We start from the raw sequence: 20,824 nt of genomic DNA, 5'->3' as shown, positions 1-20,824 counted from the left end.
ATGTGTGGCTCCCTTTACCCGTGTATCCCGTTAAATTACTGTGCCTGGCTCAAGCGCTGAATCATCGTGCGCTGGCGGTCATGTTCACTCTGCAACATTCGTGCCGCGGACTGGTACGCGCGCTGCGTATCAATCATGCGGGTCATTTCCATGATCGGATTGACGTTCGATCCTTCCACCATGCCGCTGATCATGCGGGTTTCCGTGGCGGCGTTTCCCGGTGCGTTGGCTTGGTATAAATTGTCGCCGATCGCATCGAGGTCGTTGATATTTTCAAATTCGGTCATCATGATCTGGCCGACGGCACCATTTTCCGTCGAAACCATGCCGTCCTCGGCAATACTGACCGACTTGGCACCTTCTGGAATGGTGATGGGGGATCCGCCCGCGCTGGCCACGCGGTCACCGATGGGGGTGACCAGTTCGCCATTTTCACCCAGCATGAAATTCCCGGCGCGGGTGTAGAATGTTTCACCACCGCGCGTGACGCCGATAAAGCCGGGGCCCTGCATGGCGACATCCAGCGGATTGCCTGTATGCGTCATCGGTCCGGGCTTGTTGCTGATGAACTGGCCGTAATCTTCCACCATGGAGAGGGGATCTTCGATGCCCTTCGGGTTTTCCACATATTCTGTAAACAGCATGTATTGGCCGCGATAACCCGGCGTGTTCACGTTGGCGAGGTTGTTCGCAATCGTGTTCATGTCGCTTTGAAGCGCCATCTGACGTGACAATCCGGTGTAGATCGAATTTTCCATTGTCTGTCTGGTCCCTTGTTGACCGGTTTATTTTCCGAAAGGTTGGCTGTTCGTCGGCCTGACCCTCCACCAAAAGTGTATGCACCCGGCGTGCCAGTTTATAAATTTGTTGTTTATCAATGGCTTGGGTTGTTTTTGCCGGGTTGGGCAGGGCGATAAGAGACCGGCTATTTCCCGGATCGGGCAAAAATGCGCCTGCACAGGGCAATTTTTTCCATGTGATTTCCATGTGATCGGGGCCGGGGGCAGATCGTCGGATTTATGTAAGGGGGGTATTGCGCGCTAAGGTATGATAGCCTGATAATAGATTCGCTATATATTTCATGGGGCTGGCCTTTTTATCTGAAAGGCCTCCGGCCCCGACCCAGACAGGATTCACGACCATGGCCGACCAGACAGATGACATCGATACCGAAAACGGCGCAGGCGAAGACGGCGCCGCCGAGGGTGGTGGCAAAAAGTTTAATGCGAAGAAGATTGTTTTATTCGCCGTCGTGCCGTTGTTCTTGTTGCTGGGTGCGGGTGGTGGCCTGTATTTCACCGGCGCGCTCGACAAAATTTTGAAGAAGGGTGAAGCCACCGAAGAACACGCCGCCGCCGATGATGGTCACGGCAAAAAGGCCGACGACCATGGCAAGGATGATGGCCATGGTGGCGTGATTGGCGGCCCGGTTTTCCTTGAAATTCCAAACATGCTGGTCAATTTGTCCGGCCCGGATGAACAGCCGCGTTATCTGCGTTTGAAGGTGCAGTTGGAAGTGGCAAACCAGGCCGATATGGCCGCGGTTCAGGCCGTGATGCCGCGCGTGGTGGACCAGTTCCAGACATATTTGCGCGAACTGCGCGTCAAGGATTTGCGCGGGTCTGCGGGCATTTACCGCCTGCAAATGGAATTGCTGTCCCGCGTGAACGCGGCGGCCTATCCGGTTGAGGTCAAAGATGTCCTGTTTCAGGAAATCCTGATACAATAATGGGATAGAGGCTTTTGTGGCATGAAGTTTGCAAAGCCTCCTGCGTAACACAGTAAAGAGTAACGGCCAGCGCCAAGATTTTAAAGATTATGAGCGATACCGAACTGGAACAAATGACCGATGCCGAACGCGCCATGATGGAAGAATGGGGCGACGGTACTGATTCTGGCGCGGCGAAGGCCGACGCCACGCCGTCGTTCGATGGTGGGTTTGACGAAGAAGAAGATGGCGGCACCCGCATTCTGAACCAGGACGAGATCGACTCTCTGCTCGGTTTCGATGATGAAATTTCGGGTGGTGAGGAAATGTCGGGCGTGATGGCCCTGATCAATTCCGCCATGGTGAACTATGAACGCCTGCCGATGTTGGACATTGTGTTCGACCGTCTGGTGCGTTTGATGTCCACATCCCTGCGCAATTTGACATCCGATAACGTCGAAGTCTCGCTGGACCAGGTGTCCACGGTGCGGTTTGGCGATTATATGAACTCCATCCCGCTGCCCGCCATGTTGTCGGTGTTCAAGGCGGAGGAGTGGGATAACAACGGCCTGCTGGTGACGGATTCCGCACTGATTTATTCGGTCGTGGATGTGTTGCTGGGCGGACGCAAGGGCACGCCCGCCATCCGTGTTGAGGGGCGCCCCTATACCACGATTGAAACCAAACTGGTGGAACGCATGGTTGGCGTGACGCTCAGCGATCTGTCCACCGCGTTTGACCCGTTGGCCCCGGTCAGCTTCCAATTGGACCGCATGGAAACCAACCCGCGTTTTGCCACCATCACGCAATCCGGGAACGCGTGCGTTCTGGCCCGTCTGCGCGTGGATATGGGTGATCGCGGCGGGCGTATTGAAATTCTGATCCCGTATGCAACGCTGGAACCCATCCGTGAATTGCTGTTGCAGATGTTCATGGGTGAAAAATTCGGTCGTGACTCGATCTGGGAAAACCACTTGACCCAGGAACTGTACAAAACCGAAGTGCAGTTGCAGGCGGTTCTGGCCGAAAAAACCGTATCGCTGCATGATCTGCTGAACTGGAAAGTTGGCACGCGCGTGGTATTTAATACGAGTGTGGATGATGATCTGGAATTGCGCTGCGGCCATTTTCCGATGTTCCGCGGGCCCGTGGGCCAGAAGCAGGGCAATATTGCCGTGCGCGTTGAACGCTACATCCCGCCGGAAAAGGATGATCAATAATCATGGACGGCGCATTGATCGGTATGATTCTGGATGGAATTGTCCTGCTGTTTCTGGCGGTGACGATTTTCTTTTCCGTGCGCCTGTCGTCGAACATGGCGGCGTTCCGCAACAGCCGCAAGGAACTGGACAAGCTGGTCCAAGATTTGTCCCGCAATATCGACCGGGCCGAGGCCGCCATTGCAGGTATGAAATCCGCTTCGCGTGAATCCGGTGCGGAATTGCAGGAACGCATGAACAAGGCCCGCATTCAGGCCGATGAACTGAACATCATGACCGAAGCCGGTGACAATCTGGCCGCGCGTCTGGAACGTCTGGCCGATCGTGGCAGGGATGCGGCGGCGCGTGTCGATACGACGGGTGCGGCCTCGCCGGGTCTGGGTGCCGTGGCCGCCAGCGTGAAACGCAAGGAGCCCGCCATCGCCGGGTTCAATATTCGCGATCGCGAATTTGAAGATGACGATGCGGGGGCCGATGGAGCCGTGGATGATTTGTCCGGCGGTGACGATGATGCCGATATGTTCCACAGCAAGGCCGAACGCGAATTGTTCGCCGCCATCAATAAGGGTCGCCGTTAATCGGGCGACCATCTGATTTCTTTGGGGTAAGTCTTTATGAACCTGCGCAGTAAAATCCGGATGATGCCTATGCTGGTCCTTGTGGCCAGCATGGCGTTTGCCGTGCGCGTGGGGGATTTTGCCTATGGTCTGGGCCATATGGGTGCGGCCATGGCGCAGGAAGAAGTGGACGCGGGCGAACACGCCGCCCCCCCGGCTATATCGCCGACGGAAGCCGCCGCTGCGGCCCCTGTCGTTGCGGAAGGTGCGGAAGAAGCTGTTGAAAATGAAATTCCGGGCCGTCTGGATCTGGATGCGCCGGGCGAAGAAATTAAACCGAAACCGGAATTTGATGACCCGGAATCCGTTGAATGGAAAGATGCCGGGGACACCGACATCGATTATTCTTCGGTGAAGGCCGAGATTTATCAGGATCTGGCCAAACGCCGTGACCAGCTTGACATCAAAGAAAAGGAAATGGCCGTGCGCGAGGCGTTGCTGAGCGCGGCGGAGCGGGAGCTGGACCAAAAATTGCGCGAATTGAACACGGTGCGCACGGAAATCGAAGGGCTGATGCAAAAACGATCCGAGGAAGAAGAAGCCCGGATCGCCAGTCTGGTGAAAATTTACGAAGGCATGAAGGCGAAGGACGCCGCGCGCATTTTCAATACGCTGGATCTGGATGTTTTGATCGCGGTGATGACGCGCATGTCGGAACGGAAATCCGCCCCCATTCTGGCCGAGATGGATGCCGAACGCGCCCGCACGGTGACCATTTTGATGGCGGAACAGAAAAAAATGCCAATGTTGCCGCAAAACTGATCGGCAGAATCCATGAAACGCAGACGCAAGAATATTGAACCACAGGGGCAGGGGCTAGCATCCCAGCTTCTGGGGCTGTCGCTGTTCATCATGCTGCTTGCGTTCTTTATCGTGCTGAATTCCATTTCCACGTTTGAGGAATTAAAGGCCCGCAACGTGATGGAAAGTCTGGAATTTACCTTCGCATCTAAAATTATCCAGCGCGGTGATATGCGCCCGTCGGTTACAAAATCCGTTGAAACATCGCTGTATGATGGTGATACGATTGATCGCGTCAGCGGGTTGTTTCAGGCGCAGATTCCATCCTATGAAGTGGTGATGAACAAGGAACGCGGCATGATGCATGTGCGCGTTCCGCGTGATGCGTTCGAACGGGCCGTAACGGCGATTGGCCAACGTGTGGCCCCGGCGGGAACGAACAAGGATTCTGCCTTTCAAAATTATTTCCTGCCGACTCTGGTGGTGATGCTGCGGTCCGAAGATCGCGGCCAGCCATTCCGCATGGAAATCACCTATAACGTCACGGAAAACCCGGCGCGGATGCAACGTCTGGCACCGCAATCATTGCAAACAACGGTGCGTGCCGTTGATGCGATGGCGGAAACGATTGAAAAGGCGGGATTGCCTGTAAAGCAGATCACAGCATCGGTGCAACAGGGCGATCCCGCGATGGTCGATCTGTTCTTCCTGCGCTACGAAAAAATTGATGCGTCGAAAATTATTATGCCGGGGGATGATGCGGCGGCCCCGGTTGAAAATGGGGGCAGTGATGGCAACGCCCCCTAAACGCACGGCCAAACATGCTTTTGATGTCGCGGGCGCGCCGAAAAAAATGCCCCGCCGCGGCAATCGCCGCATGGGTGATGCGGCTGCCGCTGATGGGAATCCGTTTTTGTGGCTGACGACCTTCACGGACGTCATGGCGCTGATGCTGACATTCTTCGTCCTGTTGTTTGCGATGTCGGAGCCAGAGAAGCAATCATTCTCCGAAATCACCTCGGCTTTGCAGCAGGAATTTAACCGTTTTTATGGCGCGCAAATGAATGCCGGGCCGGAAGAAACCATCAACATCGCCAAAATCAATTTTGATCAGGCGCTGGACATCAACTATCTGCAGGCCTTGATCCAATCCGTTATCGACCGTAATGCCGATCTGGCGGGGCGCGTTGTGATGATCCCGCGTTATGATTCGCTGATCATTTCCCTGCCGGAAGATTTGTTGTTCGAGCCGGGACAGGCCAGCGTGAAAGATGAAGGGGGCAAGGCGCTGTACAGCCTGGCCGCCACCTTGGCGCGGATCAAAAACAAAATCGCGTTGGTTGGGCATGCCGACCCCATGGCGATGGATGTGGCGAAGAATTTCGGTTTTACGACAAATTGGGATTTGTCGATGGCCCGCGCGGCGGCCGTTGCGGCCATACTGGATAATGTTGGTTACACCTATCCCGTGACCATTCAGGGGGCGGCGAGTGGCCGGTATGATGATATTGGCACTTCTCTGCCCGAAGAACGCAGACTGGACCTGTCCAGACGCGTGGATATTGTTATAATGAACCACGATTGGCGGGCGGAGCGTGTGTATCCCGACTCGGCCTTTCCATAAATTTTCTTCTGTGTCCTTGGGGGAATAATCCGGATTTTTTAATGGTGCGTCTTTTCCTGCTCACCGGCGTTTGTTTAACGGCGCTCATGCCCATGGCATGGGCGCAGGACCGCGTTGCCGTTCGCACCGGAACGCACAGCGATTATTCGCGCGTGGTGTTCGATTGGGGCACGTCCGCGCCGTATGATTTAAAACAAGTCGAACCGGGCGTTCTCGACCTGACCTTCCGCAAAAACGCGGTGCCGGATTTAACGGCGGTTGAAAAATTGCCCAACGTGTCATCGGTTGAAAAATTATCCGCCGATGGTGAAAATCTAAAAATCCGCATCCGCATTCCGACGGACAGCAAATATCGTCACTTCCTGATTGGTGATCGCGTTGTGGTGGATGTTTACAATTCCGCCACAGGCGCGAAGGCCGCAGACGCGCCAGCGCAGGAAAAACCCGCTGAAATAGCGAAAGCGCCCGTTCCAGCGGAAAAACCCGCTGCAGAAAAACCAATTGTAACACCACCCGTGGCCGAAGCCGCGCCCACAGCAACACCCATTGCGCCCCCCATCGCACCTGCACCGTCGGAGCAGGGTGCAGCCGAAGTGGCGGCGGTTCCCGCCGTTCCTGTGGCCCCGGTGGAGCAAGGCCCGTCCGTTTTGGAACAGGAAGCGGCCCGCATTGCCGACCCGCATGTCATCACCGTGTCCTCGACCGAGGAAATGGGGCTGGCCGCGTTTGAACGCAACGGGTATTTGTGGATTGTTATTGATCGCCCATCTTTATCCGTTCTGCCGCAAATCAACGGCCCGAAGAAAGAAGACTTCACGCCGTTTGAAAAGGTGACGACATCCGAGGGCGGCATCGCCTATCGCACGCGCATGCCGGGAACGGCGACGATTGAGGGTGAAGGCGGTGGCCTGATCTGGCGCGTGATTGTATCGCCAAAGGACAAGGCGGTTGAACCGACGCCACCGACGCGTGAATTTAAATCGGGTGATGATCTGCGCGGTGGGTCCATGGTGTGGGCCATGCCGCTGGTGACAAAAAACCTGACGATCACGGACCCCGACGTGGGTGACACCATTATGGTCGCCACGGTGGACGCGGCGGATCAATTCGCGGGCAGCGAACGGAATTTTGTCGATTTTGAACAATTAAATTCATCCATCGGTCTGGCCGTTGTGCCAAAGGCCGATGATGTGAAATTCGAAAAACGCGCGGGCGGTATTGCGGTGACGCGGCCGGGCGGGTTGGCGTTGTCGCGCATGCGCGATGTGACGCAACGGATTATCGAACAAAAAACGGCGGGTGAAATCGAAAATCCGGCGGCGACGGACCCCACCAAGGTGCCGCGCATGTTTGATTTCAACCGCTGGATGATGGGGGGCTTAAACGCCTTGCACGATAACCAGCATATCCTGCTGGCCGGTATGGCGGATAAAGATAAATCCGGCCGGGTGCAGGATTTGTTGATGATGGCGAAAATGAACATGGCCAATGACCGTGGGCAAGAAGCTGTCGGCCTGTTGCGTTTTGCCGAAACCGAAATGCCGGATATCAAAGAAAGCCCGGAATTTCTGGCCCTGCGCGGTGTTGCGCTCAGCATGGCCAGCATGTTCGAAGATGGCTTCCGTGATTTGAACAATCCCGCATTGAAGACGTATCCGGAACTGGATTACTGGCGCGCTTATGCCGCGGCCGGATTGGAAGATTGGCAACAGGCCAAGAAATTATTGCCAACCGATATGACCGTCGTTGCGGAATATCCGCGCCGGTTACAAGAACGCATGTTGCTGCGTTTGGCCGAAATTGCGTTGCGTTCGGGCGAAGTGAAGGCGGCGGAAGCCATGTTGGGCATGTTGCAGAAAGAACAGCAGCATCTGCAGCCATGGACAGTGGCCAGCATGGATTACCTGCGCGGTGAAGCGCATCGCCAGAACAAGGAATATGCGAAGGCGGAAGAATATTGGAAGCCTCTGCTGACCGGAAAAGATGATTTGTACCGCGCCAAGGCGGGGCTGGCCCTGACCATGCTGCAACTGGAGCAGGGGACGATCAAGCTGGAAGAGGCTGTCGATCGTCTGGAAGGTCTGCGCTATATGTGGCGCGGGGACGAGCTGGAAGCCCAAATCAATTCCCGTTTGGGGAAACTCTATCTGGATCAAGCGCGCTATATGAAGGGTTTCAGCATCCTGCGCGACGCCGTGGCGATGAGCCCGGGCACAGATATTTCCAATGACGTCGCCTATATGATGACGGATTCATTCAAGAATCTGTTCCTCAGCGACGCGCTGGAAAAAATGAGCCCGGTCGACGCTATCACCGTCTACGAAGAGTTTCGTGAACTGACACCCGATGGGGATGATGGCAACCGCCTGATCCGCCGTCTGGCCGAACGTCTGGTCGATGCGGATTTGCTGGGCCGCGCGGCGAACTTGCTGCAATATCAGATCGATTATCGTTTGCAGGGGCGTGAGGCGGCGGATACATCGCTGCGTCTGGCGGCCATTTACTTGCTCAGTGATAATCCAAATCCGGTTCTGCGCGTTCTGGACAAGGCGACGACGACCTATGCCAATTTGCCCAAGGATGACAGCGTGAATCAGAAACTGCGCGAAGCGGCCATGCTGCGCGCGCGCGCTTTGTCCGATCTGAAGCGTGTGGACGAGGCGCTGACGATTTTAAACACCTATCCGCCGTCACCCGACATCAATCGCCTGCGCGCCGATATCGCGTGGAATGCCGGGCGCTGGCAGGATGCCGCGATTGCTTTGCAGGATTTGATCGTCGATCAAGCGATTGTGGCAGAACGTCCGCTGACGCAGGCGCAGGCCGATATTATCCTGAACCGCGCCGTGGCCCTGAATCTGGCGGGGGACCGTGTGGCGCTGGCCAACATGCGCGAACGGTTTGGCGACCAGATGTTGAAAACATCGCGGTCAAAATTGTTTGATGTGGTCACGCGGTCGCGGACATCCACATTATCCTCTGACCGCGAAAGCATTGCGGCCTTGGTGTCGGAAGTTGATCTGTTCAAGGATTTTCTGGACACATACCGCGCGTCGGACCAACCATCGAATTAAGCCAATCTCTTGACCGTCACTCCGGCGCAGGCCGGAGTCCATGGGGCGGATTGTATGGATACCGGCCTTCGCCGGTATGACGTATGGGAGTTACGGAATTGCGCCAGTCGGTTCCACGGGCACGTCCGGAATCAACGCCGGGCTGGGCATATTGAGCGGGACGGCGCCCACATCAAAGCTTTGTACCAGCGCCCCGGCCAGCAAGTGCCACCCATCGACCATGACAAAGAACACGATCTTGAACGGCAGTGAAATCATCACCGGCGGCAACATCATCATACCCATGGACATCAGGATAGAGGCCGTCACCATGTCGATGATGACGAAGGGCAGGAACAGCATAAAGCCAATTTCAAATGCGCGGCGCAATTCCGAAATCATAAAGGCCGGAATCAAAACCTGCAGCGGCACGGCTTCCGGACCAGAGAAGGGTTCGGACTGGTTCATTTGCGCGAACAGCGCCAGATCCGTTTCACGCACATGCTTGAACATAAATTCGCGGAACGGTTCGACGGTGCGTTTGAATGCTTCGACTTCGTCAATCTGTTCTTCGATCAACGGCACGACGCCTGCTTGATACGCGCTCTGGAATGTCGGGGCCATGATGAAGAAGGTCAGGAAGATGGCCAGTGAAATCATCACTGTGTTTGGCGGTGTCTGCTGAATCCCGATGGCGGTCCGCAGGAAGGACAGCACCACGATAATCCGCGTAAACGACGTCATCATGATCAGGATGGACGGGGCCAGCGACAGAATGGTCAGCAACGCAACCAATTGAACGACGCGGCCACTGACCGTGCCGTCTTCTGCGCCTGCGCCCATATCCAGTGTCACGCTCTGTGCAAAGGCGGGCGTGTTGATCAGGATCATCAGGATGACCATGGAAATGGCGGACAACGCCAATCCCCACAGGGCGACTTTGTTCTTCACAATCCGGCGGGGGACATTATCCGTTTTTGGCTGTGTCATCGCTTACCACTATTCCTGTTTCAACGATTGTTTCCCCGTTGGGGCCCAGAATGATCAGATGCTGGCGCGCGTCACTGCCGCGCCCGCGTTGGAGCAGAATGGCGCGGCGGCGCGCATCCAGCGACAACACCTCAACCACGCGCATTTGCCGGTTGGCGCCAGTCACGGGCAAGCGCCCGGCATTGATCCGGCGCATAATCAGGCTCAATCCCCCCATCAACGCCAGAACGAAAATCAGGGCGGCGGCAAAGCGAGCAAAATCTGTCAAAGATAACAATTCCATAGCGGGTCCAGCATGGCCGTATGGGGGGCGTGAGTCAATTCCGCGCACCCCCGGATGCCCGGGGATGCACAGATTTTAAGAGGAAAGGCGGTTTTAGAACAAATTCAACCGCGGATCGCGATACTGAGCCGGAGCCCGGGCGGGCAGGGGGCGGTTGAGCGGGATGCCATGTTCCCGGCGCAGGGCGTTGTACCCCTGGACCATCAATCCGGCCAGCGTATTGGCCAGCGCGGGCTGGGATTGTCCGCCAAAACCAACGGCCAGAACTTTATTGCCATTCGCATCCCCGGCCAGTGCGACCAGATTGTGCCACGAATTGCGGATAAATCCGGTTTTCATCCCCATGGGGGTCAGGCCGATGCGATCCAGTTGGGCCCGCGCCTGCGCTTGCGGCATGGTTGTGTCGCGGACCAGACGGTTCACGTTATATGGACGACGGCCCAGCGTGCGGTCGGTGTGATACGAAAATTCCGCATGGGCAAAAAAGTCCAGCCGTGTCGGGTAGGTCAGCACAATATGCCGCCCCAGCGTGGCCATGTCGCGTGCTGTTGTGCGTTGATAACGGTTGTTCAAACCGGACGCATCATAAAAACGCGTGTTGGTCATGCCCAGACGGCGGGCCTTGCGGTTCATGGCTTCAACGAAATTCGCTTCGCTGCCACTGATATGTTCGGCCAGCGCCACGGCGACATCGTTGCTGGAGCGGGTCAGCAGAGCGATCAGGCAATCATTCACGGACAATGTATTGCCAGTGCCGACATTCAGGCGCCAATGCTCAACGCCTTGTGAGCGGGCGGAAAATGTGACGGGTTCATGCAATGTAATGTCCCCACCGCGCAGGGCATCGAAGACCAGCAAGGCGGTCATCATTTTCGTCAGCGATGCGATGTAGCGCAAGCCATCAACATTGTGGCCGCTCAACATGCGGCCGGTGTTGACGTCGATGACGATATTGCTTTGTGCGCGTGCGACGGGGCGAATGTCATCCGATTTTGCGGCTTCGGCAAAATGCGGCGTCAGGCTGCTCAAGAATAAAGCGCCCAGACCGATCGCGGTGGTTTTCAGAAAATTGCGACGTGATTTCGTGAGGTCACTCATAGCCATGTCCCTGTCGTGTGTTGGTATTTTTATGATTGGGGACACATAAGCAGAAAAGCGGGATTATGGACAAGGGGGATTTTATTATTTTACAGAAAATCTGCATTGCGGTGCGGAAGCGGGCCTTAATCGTCTTGGCCCGGTTCTTGCTCTGACTCCTGCAGAATCGTGTCAAAGGGGTTTGGTTCCCCGTTGGCGCGATAGACATAACACAGCACTTCCGCCACGGCCATAATGGCTTCGGTGGGGATGGGGCTGTCGACTTCCAGCGCCACCAGCATTTCGGCCAGGGCGCTGTCTTCACGCACGCGGACGCCGTTGGCGAAGGCGAGCTGTAATATTTGCTCGGCAATTTTGCCCCGTCCGGCGGCAGAAATGGTCGGCATATCCCCGGGTTCGCCCGTGGCGGAAATCGCCACGGCGGCCGCGCGTTTATTTATTTTTTCTTTTAAATTCAGTGGCTTGAGTGGGTCGCCCCCGGGCTTTTTCCCGCCATTTTCGGTGTAATCGGCCATTGGCACAGATCCTGCAAAGCTTTTAGCGGTTGGTACGGTTTAAACGAACAAAAGGCCCAAACGCCATGACAACACAAAATATAGGTTTATTCAAAGCCCTCGGCGCAAAAATGAACTATCTGGACCAGCGCCAGAAGATTTTGTCCCAAAACGTGGCCAACGCCGACACGCCGGGTTACCGCCCGCACGACCTGGAAAAGGTTGATTTCGGCACCGTCTTGAAAAACGTGAGCAAGGAAAACGTGGTGCGCCCGGTCACCACCGACCCGCGCCACATGCCGGCCCCGAACGAAGTGGCCAAGCCGCGCAACCCGGAAATGAAAAAAGTCTATGACGTATCACCGACGGGCGATGCCGTCGTGTTGGAAGAACAGATGGTCAACGCGAACAAAAACCAGATCGATTACAATTTGATGACCAGCATGTATCAGAAAAATGTCGGCATGATCCGCACCGCACTGGGCGTTGGCCGATAAGAAATAAGAGCAGCAGAACAAGGAATAAAAGGGGTTTAAAATGGCAGATGATATGTTCACAGCGTTATCGGTTTCCGCCGCAGGCATGCGGGCTCAAAGCACGCGCGTGCGCGTGGTGGCCGAAAACATGGCCAACTCTGACTCCACCGGGCTGACGCCGGGGGCCGACCCTTATCGCCGCCAAACGATTACGTTCAAAAATGAACTGGATCGTGCCAATGGCGCCGAAATGGTGGAAGTGTCCAAAATTGGCGAAGATGACCGCACGCCGTTCATCATGAAATACCAGCCGGACCACCCGGCGGCGGACGATACCGGCTATGTGAAAATGCCGAACATCGACCCGATCGTGGAAATGATGGATATGCGCGAAGCCCAACGGTCATACGAGGCCAATCTGGGGATGATCGAACAATCCCGGTCCATGATGATGCAAACGATTGATTTGCTGCGCCGTTAATCCATATTGATGGAAACGGCCCAAAACGTGGTATAATGACAGGGTGTAACAAAAAGGTTTAAGTCCATGGTTAATTCAGTCGCAAGTCCCGCAATGGCCGCCAACGCCTACGCCAACATGGCGAAAACCGCATCCGGTGCCGGTGTGGCCGCCGAAGATGGCGCGGTGTCTTTTGGCTCCTTGATCGAAAAGGGCGCAACCGAATCCATCGCCACCATGAAAAACGCCGAAACGGTGCAGGCCCAGGCCATTATGGGCAAAGCCGGTCTGGCCGACGTGGTCGAAGCCGTCACCGCCGCCGAACTGACCCTGCAATCCGTCGTGGCCGTTCGTGACCGGATGATCAACGCGTATCAGGAAATTATGCGGATGCCGATTTAAGGTGTTTGCCACAACGAACAAAAAACCCGGGACCATTTGGCCCGGGTTTTTTGTTGGGGTGGTTTCAATCAAAACATCCATTGGAATTTTGCATTTGTGATTTTTCCACCTTTTATCGCCATGACCAGACAAACAACTCAACGGATTCGAGTGTGTAGGGTGTTGCAAGGGTTGCAATGACCAGATGAGCCAGCAAGGCATAGGCCGCGGCTTTTTTGCTTTTGAAAAATGCACGCACAATCATAATTGCGATGATGCCGACAAGCAGCAGCGCAAGAAAGCCTGTGATTCCCTTTGCGTAGTAAAAGCACGGAAAAAAAATATTCGGAACCGGCAGGAAGCAAACCCATTTCAATTCATGAATGAGAACAACCGCCCAATATAGACCAATGGGCCAAATGATTCTGGAGTCTATAAAGGGCTGGATTGTCATTTTTTATATCTCAATTTAACACCAAAGGGGTTAGGTTAAATTGAAAAGCTACTGCGCCGGTTACAAAAGTTCAATTTAATCTGCCCCTTTGGTTATTTGATTTGCTGGAATACCCCGGAGGAAAATGATATTTCTCTGAGGATGGCGAGTACTATAGTGTTGCGCTGAACCCAGACGTTGAAGACCCAAAATAATCAGATTCATTGATGACTGTAAAAAATGTTTCTATTTTTTCACGATTCAGAATCCCCCTGATTTCATCGTGAAGTTTTTTAGCGTCTAAATCCGTTTTTATTTCGCATAAATTGGGGATGGGTTGTTTTAATATGTTGTGTTTATAATGATCATGCAAAACGTTTTTAGCCTCATCTAGAAAATTTTGATGAATTACTACGAAGTGCTGGAAGTCCATATAAAATTTCCTTTTTCTATTTTCAAACAGCTTAATAATAACGATTCTTATCAGAACTTCTGAGTTCTTTATATAAGGCCCATACTATAAGAAGAATAAATCCACCAAATATATAAAACACCATCTTGATGGTGCTTCCCCAAAATGATGGTGGCTTTGGTCTGGTTGATTTGTGCTCCATGATTATTTCATGGCAGGACTGGCATTCTAGGTTATCTCCGCCGTCTTTGTAATCAATCTCGCTGGGACATTCAGAATTGAATAAAATTCTTTTTATTCTTTTGTCATTAAGGGGAACTCCATATTGATCACGGTCCCCATTAAGTTTTTTTGTTATCCTTCTGGCACAAGCTCTGCATAGAGAATGGTCTTTAATGATGTATGCAATGAGTTCGTTTTTCTTATAGTCACTCATGTTCACTCCTTCACTTTAATGTGCTCAATAATAATCAGTTTTCCGCTCTCGTCCATGCTCATAAAGTTTAGAACATTACAGCGCCCACCTTCGTCCTGAGACCAAAAAACAACGATTTGTCCCTTTTTAGGATATTTTCGCTCATCATCGCACCACCCGTTGCTTTCTGTGTATTGTGAAAGTATTTTTTGTTGTACCTCAATCTGTTTCTAAAAGAATCGTTTCCTTTGCAAACGCCGAAGACGCAAAGGCAATAAGAATCGAGATAGAAGCTACTGAAAAAACTTTAAGGTTTTTCTTCATGGATATGTCATTCCCAAATCGTAAATTGAAAACAACCACCAGAATTCCTTCTGGTGGCTGGGTGTTTACAACCGCTACATAGAGAACGGCGCAATGCTTTTAGCTTGCGCTTGGACATGACATTGCCACCCAGCCCCGAAAGTACTGAAGGCAACGCAATACAACTGCGTTAAGTCGTCTATGTAAGGGGTTGTAAAGCCCCAAATTGACATCAAAGGGTCAATCTACAGGAACTCTAGTAACTCACAGTTGTTTGGTCAATGAAAGAATCTTTTGGTTGCGTATGGCCATCGGAATGATAATGCTAAAAGTGAACCTGTGCGGAAGGACACGAGTGGCCCCATATACCTATCGATCCTCTGTTTCCAAGGCCCAATATCTTGGTCCACGATCTATCATAGTAAGAAGGCCTATTTCGGCCCTGTCTGGTAGGTAATAAAAACCGAGCCAGCGGGGAGGGTGCGGGTTCGCTTTTAATTCTTAATATTCGTTTGGCCAGTTAGTGGGTAATATCTTGCCCCCTCCCTCCTTGCGGGCTGTGTTGGAGAGTGGTAGCAAGGGGGTGGTGACTAAGGACTATATTCCTATAAAATCCCCTCTTTGTCAACCAAAAAGTGCTGGTTTTTCCAGAGGATAATCGTATTCACCCCGAAAACGGGTATCGCGCGGGCGGGGCTATCCCGTATAATTGAATCATGAACGAAGAAGAAATCATCGAAGTTGCCCGTGAAGCCATCATGCTGACCATCGAGCTCAGCACCCCGACGCTTATGGTCGGGTTGGTTGTCGGCGTCTCGATCGCGCTGGTTCAGGCCCTGACCCAGATTCAGGAGATCACGTTGGTCTTCGTTCCAAAAATTCTGGCGATCTTCGTTGCGCTGTTTATTTTCCTGCCGGGTATGGCGACGGCGCTGGCGGCTTTCATGGAAACTCTGGCGGATCGCATGATCGCGATTCAGTAAGATGGAAACACTCCAGCATTTCATCACGACGGGCGTGTTTGCCTTTATCCTGATCTTCGTACGGGTCGGGACGGCGATGATGATTATGCCGGGCCTTGGGGATTCATTCACACCGCAGAACGTGCGCCTGCATCTGGCGCTGGCCTTGTCGCTGGTCATGGCCCCGGTTGTGGCGCCCCATCTGCCTGACCCGATGCCGGGCACGACCATGCTGCTCAGTTTGATCGTCATGGAATTTATCATTGGCATGTTTATTGGCACGGTATCACGCATCCTGATGGCGGCGCTGGATACGGCGGGTATGATCATGTCGATGCAATCCGGTCTGGGCAACGCGCAATTGTTCAACCCGGCATTTTCGACGCAGGGGTCGATTATTGGGGCGTTCCTGTCCGTCATGGGCATGGTTTTGATTTTCAGCACCAACCTGCATCATCTGCTGATCATGGGGGTTGCGGATTCATACAATATGTTCCCGATCGGATCTTTGCCCGATGTGGGCAGCATGGCCGACATGGTGGGGCAGGCGTTGTCGGCCAGCTTCCGCATCGGTGTGCAGGTCTCGGCCCCGTTCATCGTCGTGGGTTTGATGATTTATATCGGCATGGGTGTTCTGTCGCGCCTGATGCCGCAGATTCAGGTTTTTATGATTGCCATTCCGGTGCAGATTTTGATTTCCCTGATGACGCTCGCGCTGGTTCTGTCGGCGGGCATGTTGTTCTGGCTGCATCAGTTTGAGGAGGGCATGGTGTTCTTCCTCACGGCCGCGGGAGGATAAACCCCGATGTCGGATGAAGACGACGATACCTCTAAAACGGAAGACCCCTCCCAGAAAAAATTGGAGGATGCCAGGCGACGCGGTCAGGTTCCGATGAGCCGCGAGGTCAATAACTTCGTCATGTTATTGGCCGGAACCATTATGATTATGGCCTTCGCCGGGCCGATCATGGAAAAACTGACCATCGATTTGCGGTCCTATATCGAATTGTCCGGCCAGATGCTGAGCGGGCCGGGAATGATTTCATCGCTGCTGGGTGATTCATTCTGGATGGTGATGGGGGTCATCGGCGTGCCGCTGGTGGCTTTTATGTTTGTGGCCTTTATTGGCGGGTTTATTCAGGTGGGGCCGCTGATCGCGCCGGAAGTGATCAAGCCGGACATCAGTAAAATTTCCATCAAAAAGGGATTCCAGCGCCTGTTTTCCAAGCGGTCGTTGATGGAGTTTTTCAAAGGGCTTTTGAAATTCGGCATTGTCGGTGCGGTTGGCACGGTTTTGTTAATGCCGTTTTATGAGAGTGTCGAACATACGGTCGGGCTGGACATGTCCAGCATCATGCACGAAACCGAAGATTTGATTATCCGCCTGATGATGGGCGTGCTGATGGCGCTGGTCGTTCTGACCGTCATTGATGTGGTGTACCAGCGGCAGGACCACATGAAAAAACTGCGCATGTCGAAGCAGGAATTGAAAGACGAATACCGCCAGACCGAAGGGGACCCGATGGTCAAGGCGAAATTGCGCCAATTGCGTGCGGAGAAAGCGCGCCAGCGCATGATGGCCAACGTGCCCAAGGCCGATGTGGTTATCACCAACCCGACCCACTTTGCCGTGGCCTTGCAATACGACCCGGACACGATGGAGGCGCCGTTGTGCGTGGCCAAGGGGATGGATCAGGTCGCTTTGCGCATCCGTGAAATGGCCAAGGAACACAAAATCACCATCCACGAAAATCCGCCATTGGCGCGCAGCCTGTACGATACGGTTGAGGTGGATCAGGTGATTCCGGCTGAACATTACAAGGCCGTGGCCGAGATTATCTCCTTCGTCTTCCGTCAAAAGGGCAAGTTGAAATAAGGACTTGGCCGCCCGGGCGGGGAATGTTTGCACCCCTTGGGGTTTTCCTTTAGCAAGGAGGGATACAAGGAGATTTTCTATGTCTATTTTTCCGCCAAGCGCAACGCATTTGAACCGTACTTATAATATTGCCGCCCTTGATTTGCCGATCCCGAATTGTTTATCGGACCGCAATGATGAGGCCGAGTGGTTGTCTTACGCGAAATGCCTGCCAATCGCCCGTGCGATTGAAAAATTTGGGCAGGCGCTGGACCAGTTTTTGGACCTGTTGCCGGACAGCGGAAAGAAAGCCAGCAAACTGACATTGGATGAAAAACTGACCGTCTATGCGAAGTGGAATGCGGCCAGCATTATCAATGCTAACGTCATTGGCGAAAAAGTTTCCTTTGCATTAAACCCGCAACAAGACGACATCGCATATAAAAGCGATCTGGGGCGTGGGGCGTTCTTTGTCGTTGAGTTTTTGAAGAGCGTTCAATCCCCGCTGGCCACAGAATGGGAAAATCGTCGCCTGCGTCTGCACGCGGAATATTGTGATCGGGACGATAAATACGATATGGGCTCACCGATAAATGTGATTCTAGCGGCGGAGCACAAGCATCGTTCGGCGGTACAATCGCAAAAGCCACCCCAAACGCCGCCAGCACCATAATCACGGCTTTGTATGATTTTTGAACAGGGGGATAAACCCATTTCCCCCTGTTAATGCCTTGTTCGATATGGCATATTCTTTGAACTATGCGCACCGATCATTCTGAATTTATTGCCCGTCATCACCGTTCCGCCCAAGGCGTGGCGGAAACCTCCGCACCAAACCCTCGTCGCCGTTTATTGATGGCCTCGGGCGCGGTTGTGGCCTATGCCGCCGTGTGTACGGGGGTGGCCATGTTTATGGATGTGCCGCGTGAAAGTGTTGCGGTCGCCGGGGCGGTCTTCCTGCTGGCCACGGGCGTGGCGTTTTTGATGCAGCGCGGGTTCAAGCTGCACACGAAACAGGAAAAAGAACGCGCGCTCCTGCGTGAAGTTCTAGAGGGCAGCCGTGGCGCGCGCCTGATCACCGATGGCGCGGATAACAGCGTTTATTTCAACCAGCGTTTCGGCGAATTGTGCGACGGTATCGGCGCACCGAATTTGCAAACCCTGGCACAATTTTTCAGCGATGACGACGAAGCGGCCATGCATTTCCGTCTTCTGGCGGATCAGGCGCATCGTGGTCTGACGGATTCCATCGAACTGCACAGCGTGCGCGGTGATTCCGATTACTGGTTTATCGTCACGGCGCAGCCGATTGCCGGGTGGGCGGGCTATATCCACTGGCGGATCGATGACATCAGCGAACAACGCGCCAATGACCGCGCCGTGCGGGAAGAGCGTGAAAAGCTGATCGACTTTACCGACAATGCCCCGGTGGGGTTCTTCTCCGTCGATGAAACCGGGCAATTTGTGTTCGTGAATGCGACATTGGCCCGCTGGTTGGGTGAAGATATCGAAAACCTGCTGGCGCATGGGCATTTGCATACCTATCTGGACCAACCGCCGCGTGATGCGCATCCCTATGATGTCGTCGAAGGGGGCGGGGCGAAGCAGGTTGTTGAATTGCTGATGAAGGGCCCGGCGGGCAAGACCTTCACCGCGTCGATTTCCCAAGCCGTGGTGAACGAAGCCGATGGCGCGGTGCGGACGCGGGGCGTTGTTCACGACCTGACGGCAGAACGTGCGATGAAGCAGGCATTGAAGGCCTCCGAAGATCGCTTCCAGCGGTTCTTCGAAGAAGCGCCGCTGGGTATTGCCATGTTGAATGCCGATGGCGTTCTGGGTGATGTGAACCATGCGTTGGCCTCCATGCTGGATGGTCAGGTGGAAACATTCGAAGGCCGCCATTTCGAAGGGCTGATCCACGAAGATGATCGCGCCGCCGTGATGGATGCGCTGGATAAAATCGTCCATGCCCCGCAAAAGGGTGTGGCCGCCATGCCCGCACCGATGGAGGTTACGCTTCTCGGGCTTGAGGGCAATGTCACCACGCAAATGTTCGCGCGCCGTTTCCGGGGCAGTGACGGCGTGGTTTTGCACTTTATTGACCTCAGCCGCCAGAAAGCGCTGGAAGCGCAATTCGTGCAATCGCAGAAGATGCAGGCCATCGGGCAACTGGCCGGCGGCGTCGCACACGATTTTAATAACCTGCTGACCGCGATGATCGGGTTCTGTGACCTGTTGTTGTTGCGACACAAGCCGGGCGATCCGTCCTTCTCGGACATCATGCAGATCAAGCAAAACGCCAACCGCGCCGCGAACCTCGTGCGCCAGTTGCTGGCGTTTTCGCGGCAGCAAACCTTGCGCCCGAAGGTGCAGGATATCACCGATATTCTCACGGAAATTTCACATCTGCTGCGCCGCTTGATTGGCGCGAATATTGATCTGGATGTCGTGCATGGTTCCGACCTCGGTCTGGTGCGCGTCGATGTGGGCCAGATGGAACAGGTTCTGATCAACTTGGCCGTGAACGCGCGCGATGCCATGGATGGTGGCGGGCAGTTGACCGTTGAAACACGCGCCTTCCGCAACGATGCGCCGATGACGTGCGGCACCGATGAAATGCCTGCGGGCGATTGGGTGGCGATTGCGGTGACGGATACGGGTTGCGGTATTCCGCTGGAAAACATGGCGCGTATTCTTGAGCCGTTCTTCACCACGAAGGAAGTGGGGCAGGGCACCGGTCTGGGGCTGGCCACCGTTTACGGGATCGTGCGGCAAACGGGCGGGTATTTAGGGATAGACAGCGTTGTGGGTGAGGGGACGACCTTCACCATCTATCTGCCGCGCCTGTCCGATACGGAAATCGAACATGACGACCACAGCAAGGATATTGAGGAAGATACCACCCGCGACCTGACCGGGACCGCGCGCATTCTGCTGGTCGAAGACGAAGACGCCGTGCGCACCTTCTCCACCCGCGCGTTGACCAACAAGGGGTACGAGGTTCTGGATGCCGAAAGCGGCGAGGCGGCATTGGCTGTCATCGAATCCTTAAAGGAAAAGCATGGCGGTACCATGCCGGTCGATCTGGTGGTGACCGATGTGATCATGCCGAATATGGATGGCCCAACCTTGGCCCGTCGTCTGCGTCAGGAAAACCCAATCCTGAAAATCATCTTCGTCTCCGGCTATACGGAGGAGAAGTTGAAGGAACATATGGGCGAAAATATATGGTTCCTGCCGAAACCGTTCACGCTGAAACAACTGGCGGCGAAGGTGAAGGAAGCGTTAGAGGAATAGGC

At 54.3% G+C, this 20,824-nt stretch carries 23 protein-coding genes; 15 read left to right on the top strand and 8 right to left on the bottom strand.

The features are described from left to right. Positions 1-35: 35 nt before the first annotated feature. Positions 36-758: a flagellar basal-body rod protein FlgF gene (gene flgF, locus ACSC94_RS06300; RefSeq protein ID WP_435639998.1), complete on the bottom strand. Its 723-nt coding sequence runs from the start codon at positions 756-758 to the stop codon at positions 36-38. Positions 759-1,141: 383 nt separating this feature from the next. On the opposite strand from flgF, the gene ACSC94_RS06295 reads away from it, so the two are divergent. The 7 genes from ACSC94_RS06295 to ACSC94_RS06265 all read left to right on the top strand — a co-directional run bounded on the left by ACSC94_RS06295 (position 1,142) and on the right by ACSC94_RS06265 (position 8,984). After that, a complete protein-coding gene (locus ACSC94_RS06295; protein ID WP_435639997.1) occupies positions 1,142-1,729 on the top strand; it encodes a flagellar basal body-associated FliL family protein in 588 nt (195 codons plus the stop codon). 89 nt (positions 1,730-1,818) lie between these two features. Beyond that, positions 1,819-2,928: a flagellar motor switch protein FliM gene (gene fliM, locus ACSC94_RS06290; protein WP_014103249.1), complete on the top strand. Its 1,110-nt coding sequence runs from the start codon at positions 1,819-1,821 to the stop codon at positions 2,926-2,928. A 2-nt stretch (positions 2,929-2,930) separates the two neighbouring features. Next, positions 2,931-3,506: a DUF6468 domain-containing protein gene (locus ACSC94_RS06285; RefSeq protein ID WP_435639996.1), complete on the top strand. Its 576-nt coding sequence runs from the start codon at positions 2,931-2,933 to the stop codon at positions 3,504-3,506. A 36-nt stretch (positions 3,507-3,542) separates the two neighbouring features. Continuing rightward, on the top strand, positions 3,543-4,307 hold the full coding sequence (locus ACSC94_RS06280) for a MotE family protein (protein ID WP_435639995.1): 765 nt from the start codon (positions 3,543-3,545) through the stop codon (positions 4,305-4,307). 12 nt (positions 4,308-4,319) lie between these two features. Next, entirely contained in the window at positions 4,320-5,093 is a 774-nt protein-coding gene (locus tag ACSC94_RS06275) for a flagellar motor protein MotB (RefSeq protein ID WP_435639994.1), read from the top strand. Further along, the gene (locus ACSC94_RS06270) at positions 5,077-5,910 is read left to right on the top strand and encodes a flagellar motor protein MotB (protein ID WP_435639993.1); all 834 of its coding nucleotides are present in this window, start codon (positions 5,077-5,079) and stop codon (positions 5,908-5,910) included. The genes ACSC94_RS06275 and ACSC94_RS06270 overlap by 17 nt, the downstream gene beginning before the upstream one ends. Before the next feature lie 41 nt (positions 5,911-5,951). Further along, positions 5,952-8,984, top strand: a complete 3,033-nt coding sequence (locus tag ACSC94_RS06265; protein WP_435639992.1) for a hypothetical protein — start codon at positions 5,952-5,954, stop codon at positions 8,982-8,984. Positions 8,985-9,074: 90 nt separating this feature from the next. Here ACSC94_RS06265 and fliP read toward each other — a convergent pair whose 3' ends face one another. The 4 genes from fliP to ACSC94_RS06245 form a co-directional block, all read right to left on the bottom strand. Further along, positions 9,075-9,953, bottom strand: a complete 879-nt coding sequence (fliP, locus tag ACSC94_RS06260) for a flagellar type III secretion system pore protein FliP (protein WP_435639991.1) — start codon at positions 9,951-9,953, stop codon at positions 9,075-9,077. Then, positions 9,931-10,221: a hypothetical protein gene (locus tag ACSC94_RS06255; RefSeq protein WP_435639990.1), complete on the bottom strand. Its 291-nt coding sequence runs from the start codon at positions 10,219-10,221 to the stop codon at positions 9,931-9,933. The genes fliP and ACSC94_RS06255 overlap by 23 nt, the downstream gene beginning before the upstream one ends. 108 nt (positions 10,222-10,329) lie before the next feature. Next, on the bottom strand, positions 10,330-11,334 hold the full coding sequence (locus ACSC94_RS06250; protein ID WP_435639989.1) for a D-alanyl-D-alanine carboxypeptidase family protein: 1,005 nt from the start codon (positions 11,332-11,334) through the stop codon (positions 10,330-10,332). A gap of 125 nt (positions 11,335-11,459) precedes the next feature. After that, positions 11,460-11,849 (bottom strand): EscU/YscU/HrcU family type III secretion system export apparatus switch protein, encoded by a 390-nt coding sequence (locus ACSC94_RS06245; RefSeq protein WP_435639988.1) that lies wholly within the window; start codon positions 11,847-11,849, stop codon positions 11,460-11,462. A 65-nt stretch (positions 11,850-11,914) separates the two neighbouring features. Here ACSC94_RS06245 and flgB point away from each other — a divergent pair, with 65 nt between their 5' ends. The 3 genes from flgB (at position 11,915) to ACSC94_RS06230 (ending at position 13,166) form a co-directional block, all read left to right on the top strand. Beyond that, positions 11,915-12,325, top strand: a complete 411-nt coding sequence (flgB, locus tag ACSC94_RS06240) for a flagellar basal body rod protein FlgB (protein ID WP_435639987.1) — start codon at positions 11,915-11,917, stop codon at positions 12,323-12,325. Between the two features lie 40 nt (positions 12,326-12,365). Continuing rightward, on the top strand, positions 12,366-12,785 hold the full coding sequence (gene flgC, locus ACSC94_RS06235) for a flagellar basal body rod protein FlgC (protein WP_435639986.1): 420 nt from the start codon (positions 12,366-12,368) through the stop codon (positions 12,783-12,785). 93 nt (positions 12,786-12,878) lie between these two features. Next, a complete protein-coding gene (locus ACSC94_RS06230; RefSeq protein WP_435642157.1) occupies positions 12,879-13,166 on the top strand; it encodes a flagellar hook-basal body complex protein FliE in 288 nt (95 codons plus the stop codon). 112 nt (positions 13,167-13,278) lie between these two features. Here ACSC94_RS06230 and ACSC94_RS06225 read toward each other — a convergent pair whose 3' ends face one another. The 3 genes from ACSC94_RS06225 to ACSC94_RS06215 all read right to left on the bottom strand — a co-directional run bounded on the left by ACSC94_RS06225 (position 13,279) and on the right by ACSC94_RS06215 (position 14,426). Next, entirely contained in the window at positions 13,279-13,599 is a 321-nt protein-coding gene (locus ACSC94_RS06225) for a hypothetical protein (protein ID WP_435639985.1), read from the bottom strand. A 151-nt stretch (positions 13,600-13,750) separates the two neighbouring features. Then, a complete protein-coding gene (locus ACSC94_RS06220) occupies positions 13,751-14,011 on the bottom strand; it encodes a hypothetical protein (RefSeq protein WP_435639984.1) in 261 nt (86 codons plus the stop codon). Positions 14,012-14,042: 31 nt separating this feature from the next. Further along, complete coding sequence (locus ACSC94_RS06215; protein WP_435639983.1) at positions 14,043-14,426, bottom strand: hypothetical protein; 384 nt, start codon at positions 14,424-14,426, stop codon at positions 14,043-14,045. A gap of 998 nt (positions 14,427-15,424) precedes the next feature. Between ACSC94_RS06215 and fliQ the strand changes: the two genes are divergently transcribed. From fliQ to ACSC94_RS06190, 5 genes are all read left to right on the top strand, one after another. Next, positions 15,425-15,691 carry a flagellar biosynthesis protein FliQ gene (fliQ, locus tag ACSC94_RS06210; protein ID WP_435639982.1) on the top strand — a complete coding sequence of 89 codons (267 nt, stop codon included), beginning with the start codon at positions 15,425-15,427 and terminating at the stop codon, positions 15,689-15,691. Between the two features lies 1 nt (position 15,692). After that, positions 15,693-16,469 (top strand): flagellar biosynthetic protein FliR, encoded by a 777-nt coding sequence (gene fliR, locus ACSC94_RS06205; protein WP_435639981.1) that lies wholly within the window; start codon positions 15,693-15,695, stop codon positions 16,467-16,469. Positions 16,470-16,475: 6 nt separating this feature from the next. Beyond that, complete coding sequence (gene flhB, locus ACSC94_RS06200; protein ID WP_435639980.1) at positions 16,476-17,546, top strand: flagellar biosynthesis protein FlhB; 1,071 nt, start codon at positions 16,476-16,478, stop codon at positions 17,544-17,546. Between the two features lie 79 nt (positions 17,547-17,625). Then, the gene (locus ACSC94_RS06195; protein WP_435639979.1) at positions 17,626-18,198 is read left to right on the top strand and encodes a hypothetical protein; all 573 of its coding nucleotides are present in this window, start codon (positions 17,626-17,628) and stop codon (positions 18,196-18,198) included. A gap of 86 nt (positions 18,199-18,284) precedes the next feature. Beyond that, positions 18,285-20,822 (top strand): ATP-binding protein, encoded by a 2,538-nt coding sequence (locus ACSC94_RS06190; protein ID WP_435639978.1) that lies wholly within the window; start codon positions 18,285-18,287, stop codon positions 20,820-20,822. Positions 20,823-20,824 lie beyond the last annotated feature (2 nt).

It is taken from the genome of Micavibrio aeruginosavorus (genome assembly GCF_051245535.1).
Classification (GTDB): Bacteria; Pseudomonadota; Alphaproteobacteria; order Micavibrionales; family Micavibrionaceae; genus Micavibrio; species Micavibrio aeruginosavorus_D.
The sequence above is the reverse complement of the archived record's forward strand: the minus strand, read 5'-3'. Positions and strand labels throughout refer to the sequence as shown.

Excerpts from the sequence above, each read along its gene's own strand:
- flgF (WP_435639998.1), bottom strand. The coding sequence starts at position 758 with ATGGAAAATTCGATCTACACCGGATTGTCACGTCAGATGGCGCTTCAA.
- ACSC94_RS06295 (WP_435639997.1), top strand. The coding sequence starts at position 1,142 with ATGGCCGACCAGACAGATGACATCGATACCGAAAACGGCGCAGGCGAA.
- fliM (WP_014103249.1), top strand. The coding sequence starts at position 1,819 with ATGAGCGATACCGAACTGGAACAAATGACCGATGCCGAACGCGCCATG.
- ACSC94_RS06285 (WP_435639996.1), top strand. The coding sequence starts at position 2,931 with ATGGACGGCGCATTGATCGGTATGATTCTGGATGGAATTGTCCTGCTG.
- ACSC94_RS06280 (WP_435639995.1), top strand. The coding sequence starts at position 3,543 with ATGAACCTGCGCAGTAAAATCCGGATGATGCCTATGCTGGTCCTTGTG.
- ACSC94_RS06275 (WP_435639994.1), top strand. The coding sequence starts at position 4,320 with ATGAAACGCAGACGCAAGAATATTGAACCACAGGGGCAGGGGCTAGCA.
- ACSC94_RS06270 (WP_435639993.1), top strand. The coding sequence starts at position 5,077 with ATGGCAACGCCCCCTAAACGCACGGCCAAACATGCTTTTGATGTCGCG.
- ACSC94_RS06265 (WP_435639992.1), top strand. The coding sequence starts at position 5,952 with ATGGTGCGTCTTTTCCTGCTCACCGGCGTTTGTTTAACGGCGCTCATG.
- fliP (WP_435639991.1), bottom strand. The coding sequence starts at position 9,953 with ATGACACAGCCAAAAACGGATAATGTCCCCCGCCGGATTGTGAAGAAC.
- ACSC94_RS06250 (WP_435639989.1), bottom strand. The coding sequence starts at position 11,334 with ATGAGTGACCTCACGAAATCACGTCGCAATTTTCTGAAAACCACCGCG.
- ACSC94_RS06245 (WP_435639988.1), bottom strand. The coding sequence starts at position 11,849 with ATGGCCGATTACACCGAAAATGGCGGGAAAAAGCCCGGGGGCGACCCA.
- flgB (WP_435639987.1), top strand. The coding sequence starts at position 11,915 with ATGACAACACAAAATATAGGTTTATTCAAAGCCCTCGGCGCAAAAATG.
- flgC (WP_435639986.1), top strand. The coding sequence starts at position 12,366 with ATGGCAGATGATATGTTCACAGCGTTATCGGTTTCCGCCGCAGGCATG.
- ACSC94_RS06230 (WP_435642157.1), top strand. The coding sequence starts at position 12,879 with ATGGCCGCCAACGCCTACGCCAACATGGCGAAAACCGCATCCGGTGCC.
- ACSC94_RS06225 (WP_435639985.1), bottom strand. The coding sequence starts at position 13,599 with ATGACAATCCAGCCCTTTATAGACTCCAGAATCATTTGGCCCATTGGT.
- ACSC94_RS06220 (WP_435639984.1), bottom strand. The coding sequence starts at position 14,011 with ATGGACTTCCAGCACTTCGTAGTAATTCATCAAAATTTTCTAGATGAG.
- ACSC94_RS06215 (WP_435639983.1), bottom strand. The coding sequence starts at position 14,426 with ATGAGTGACTATAAGAAAAACGAACTCATTGCATACATCATTAAAGAC.
- fliQ (WP_435639982.1), top strand. The coding sequence starts at position 15,425 with ATGAACGAAGAAGAAATCATCGAAGTTGCCCGTGAAGCCATCATGCTG.
- fliR (WP_435639981.1), top strand. The coding sequence starts at position 15,693 with ATGGAAACACTCCAGCATTTCATCACGACGGGCGTGTTTGCCTTTATC.
- flhB (WP_435639980.1), top strand. The coding sequence starts at position 16,476 with ATGTCGGATGAAGACGACGATACCTCTAAAACGGAAGACCCCTCCCAG.
- ACSC94_RS06195 (WP_435639979.1), top strand. The coding sequence starts at position 17,626 with ATGTCTATTTTTCCGCCAAGCGCAACGCATTTGAACCGTACTTATAAT.
- ACSC94_RS06190 (WP_435639978.1), top strand. The coding sequence starts at position 18,285 with ATGCGCACCGATCATTCTGAATTTATTGCCCGTCATCACCGTTCCGCC.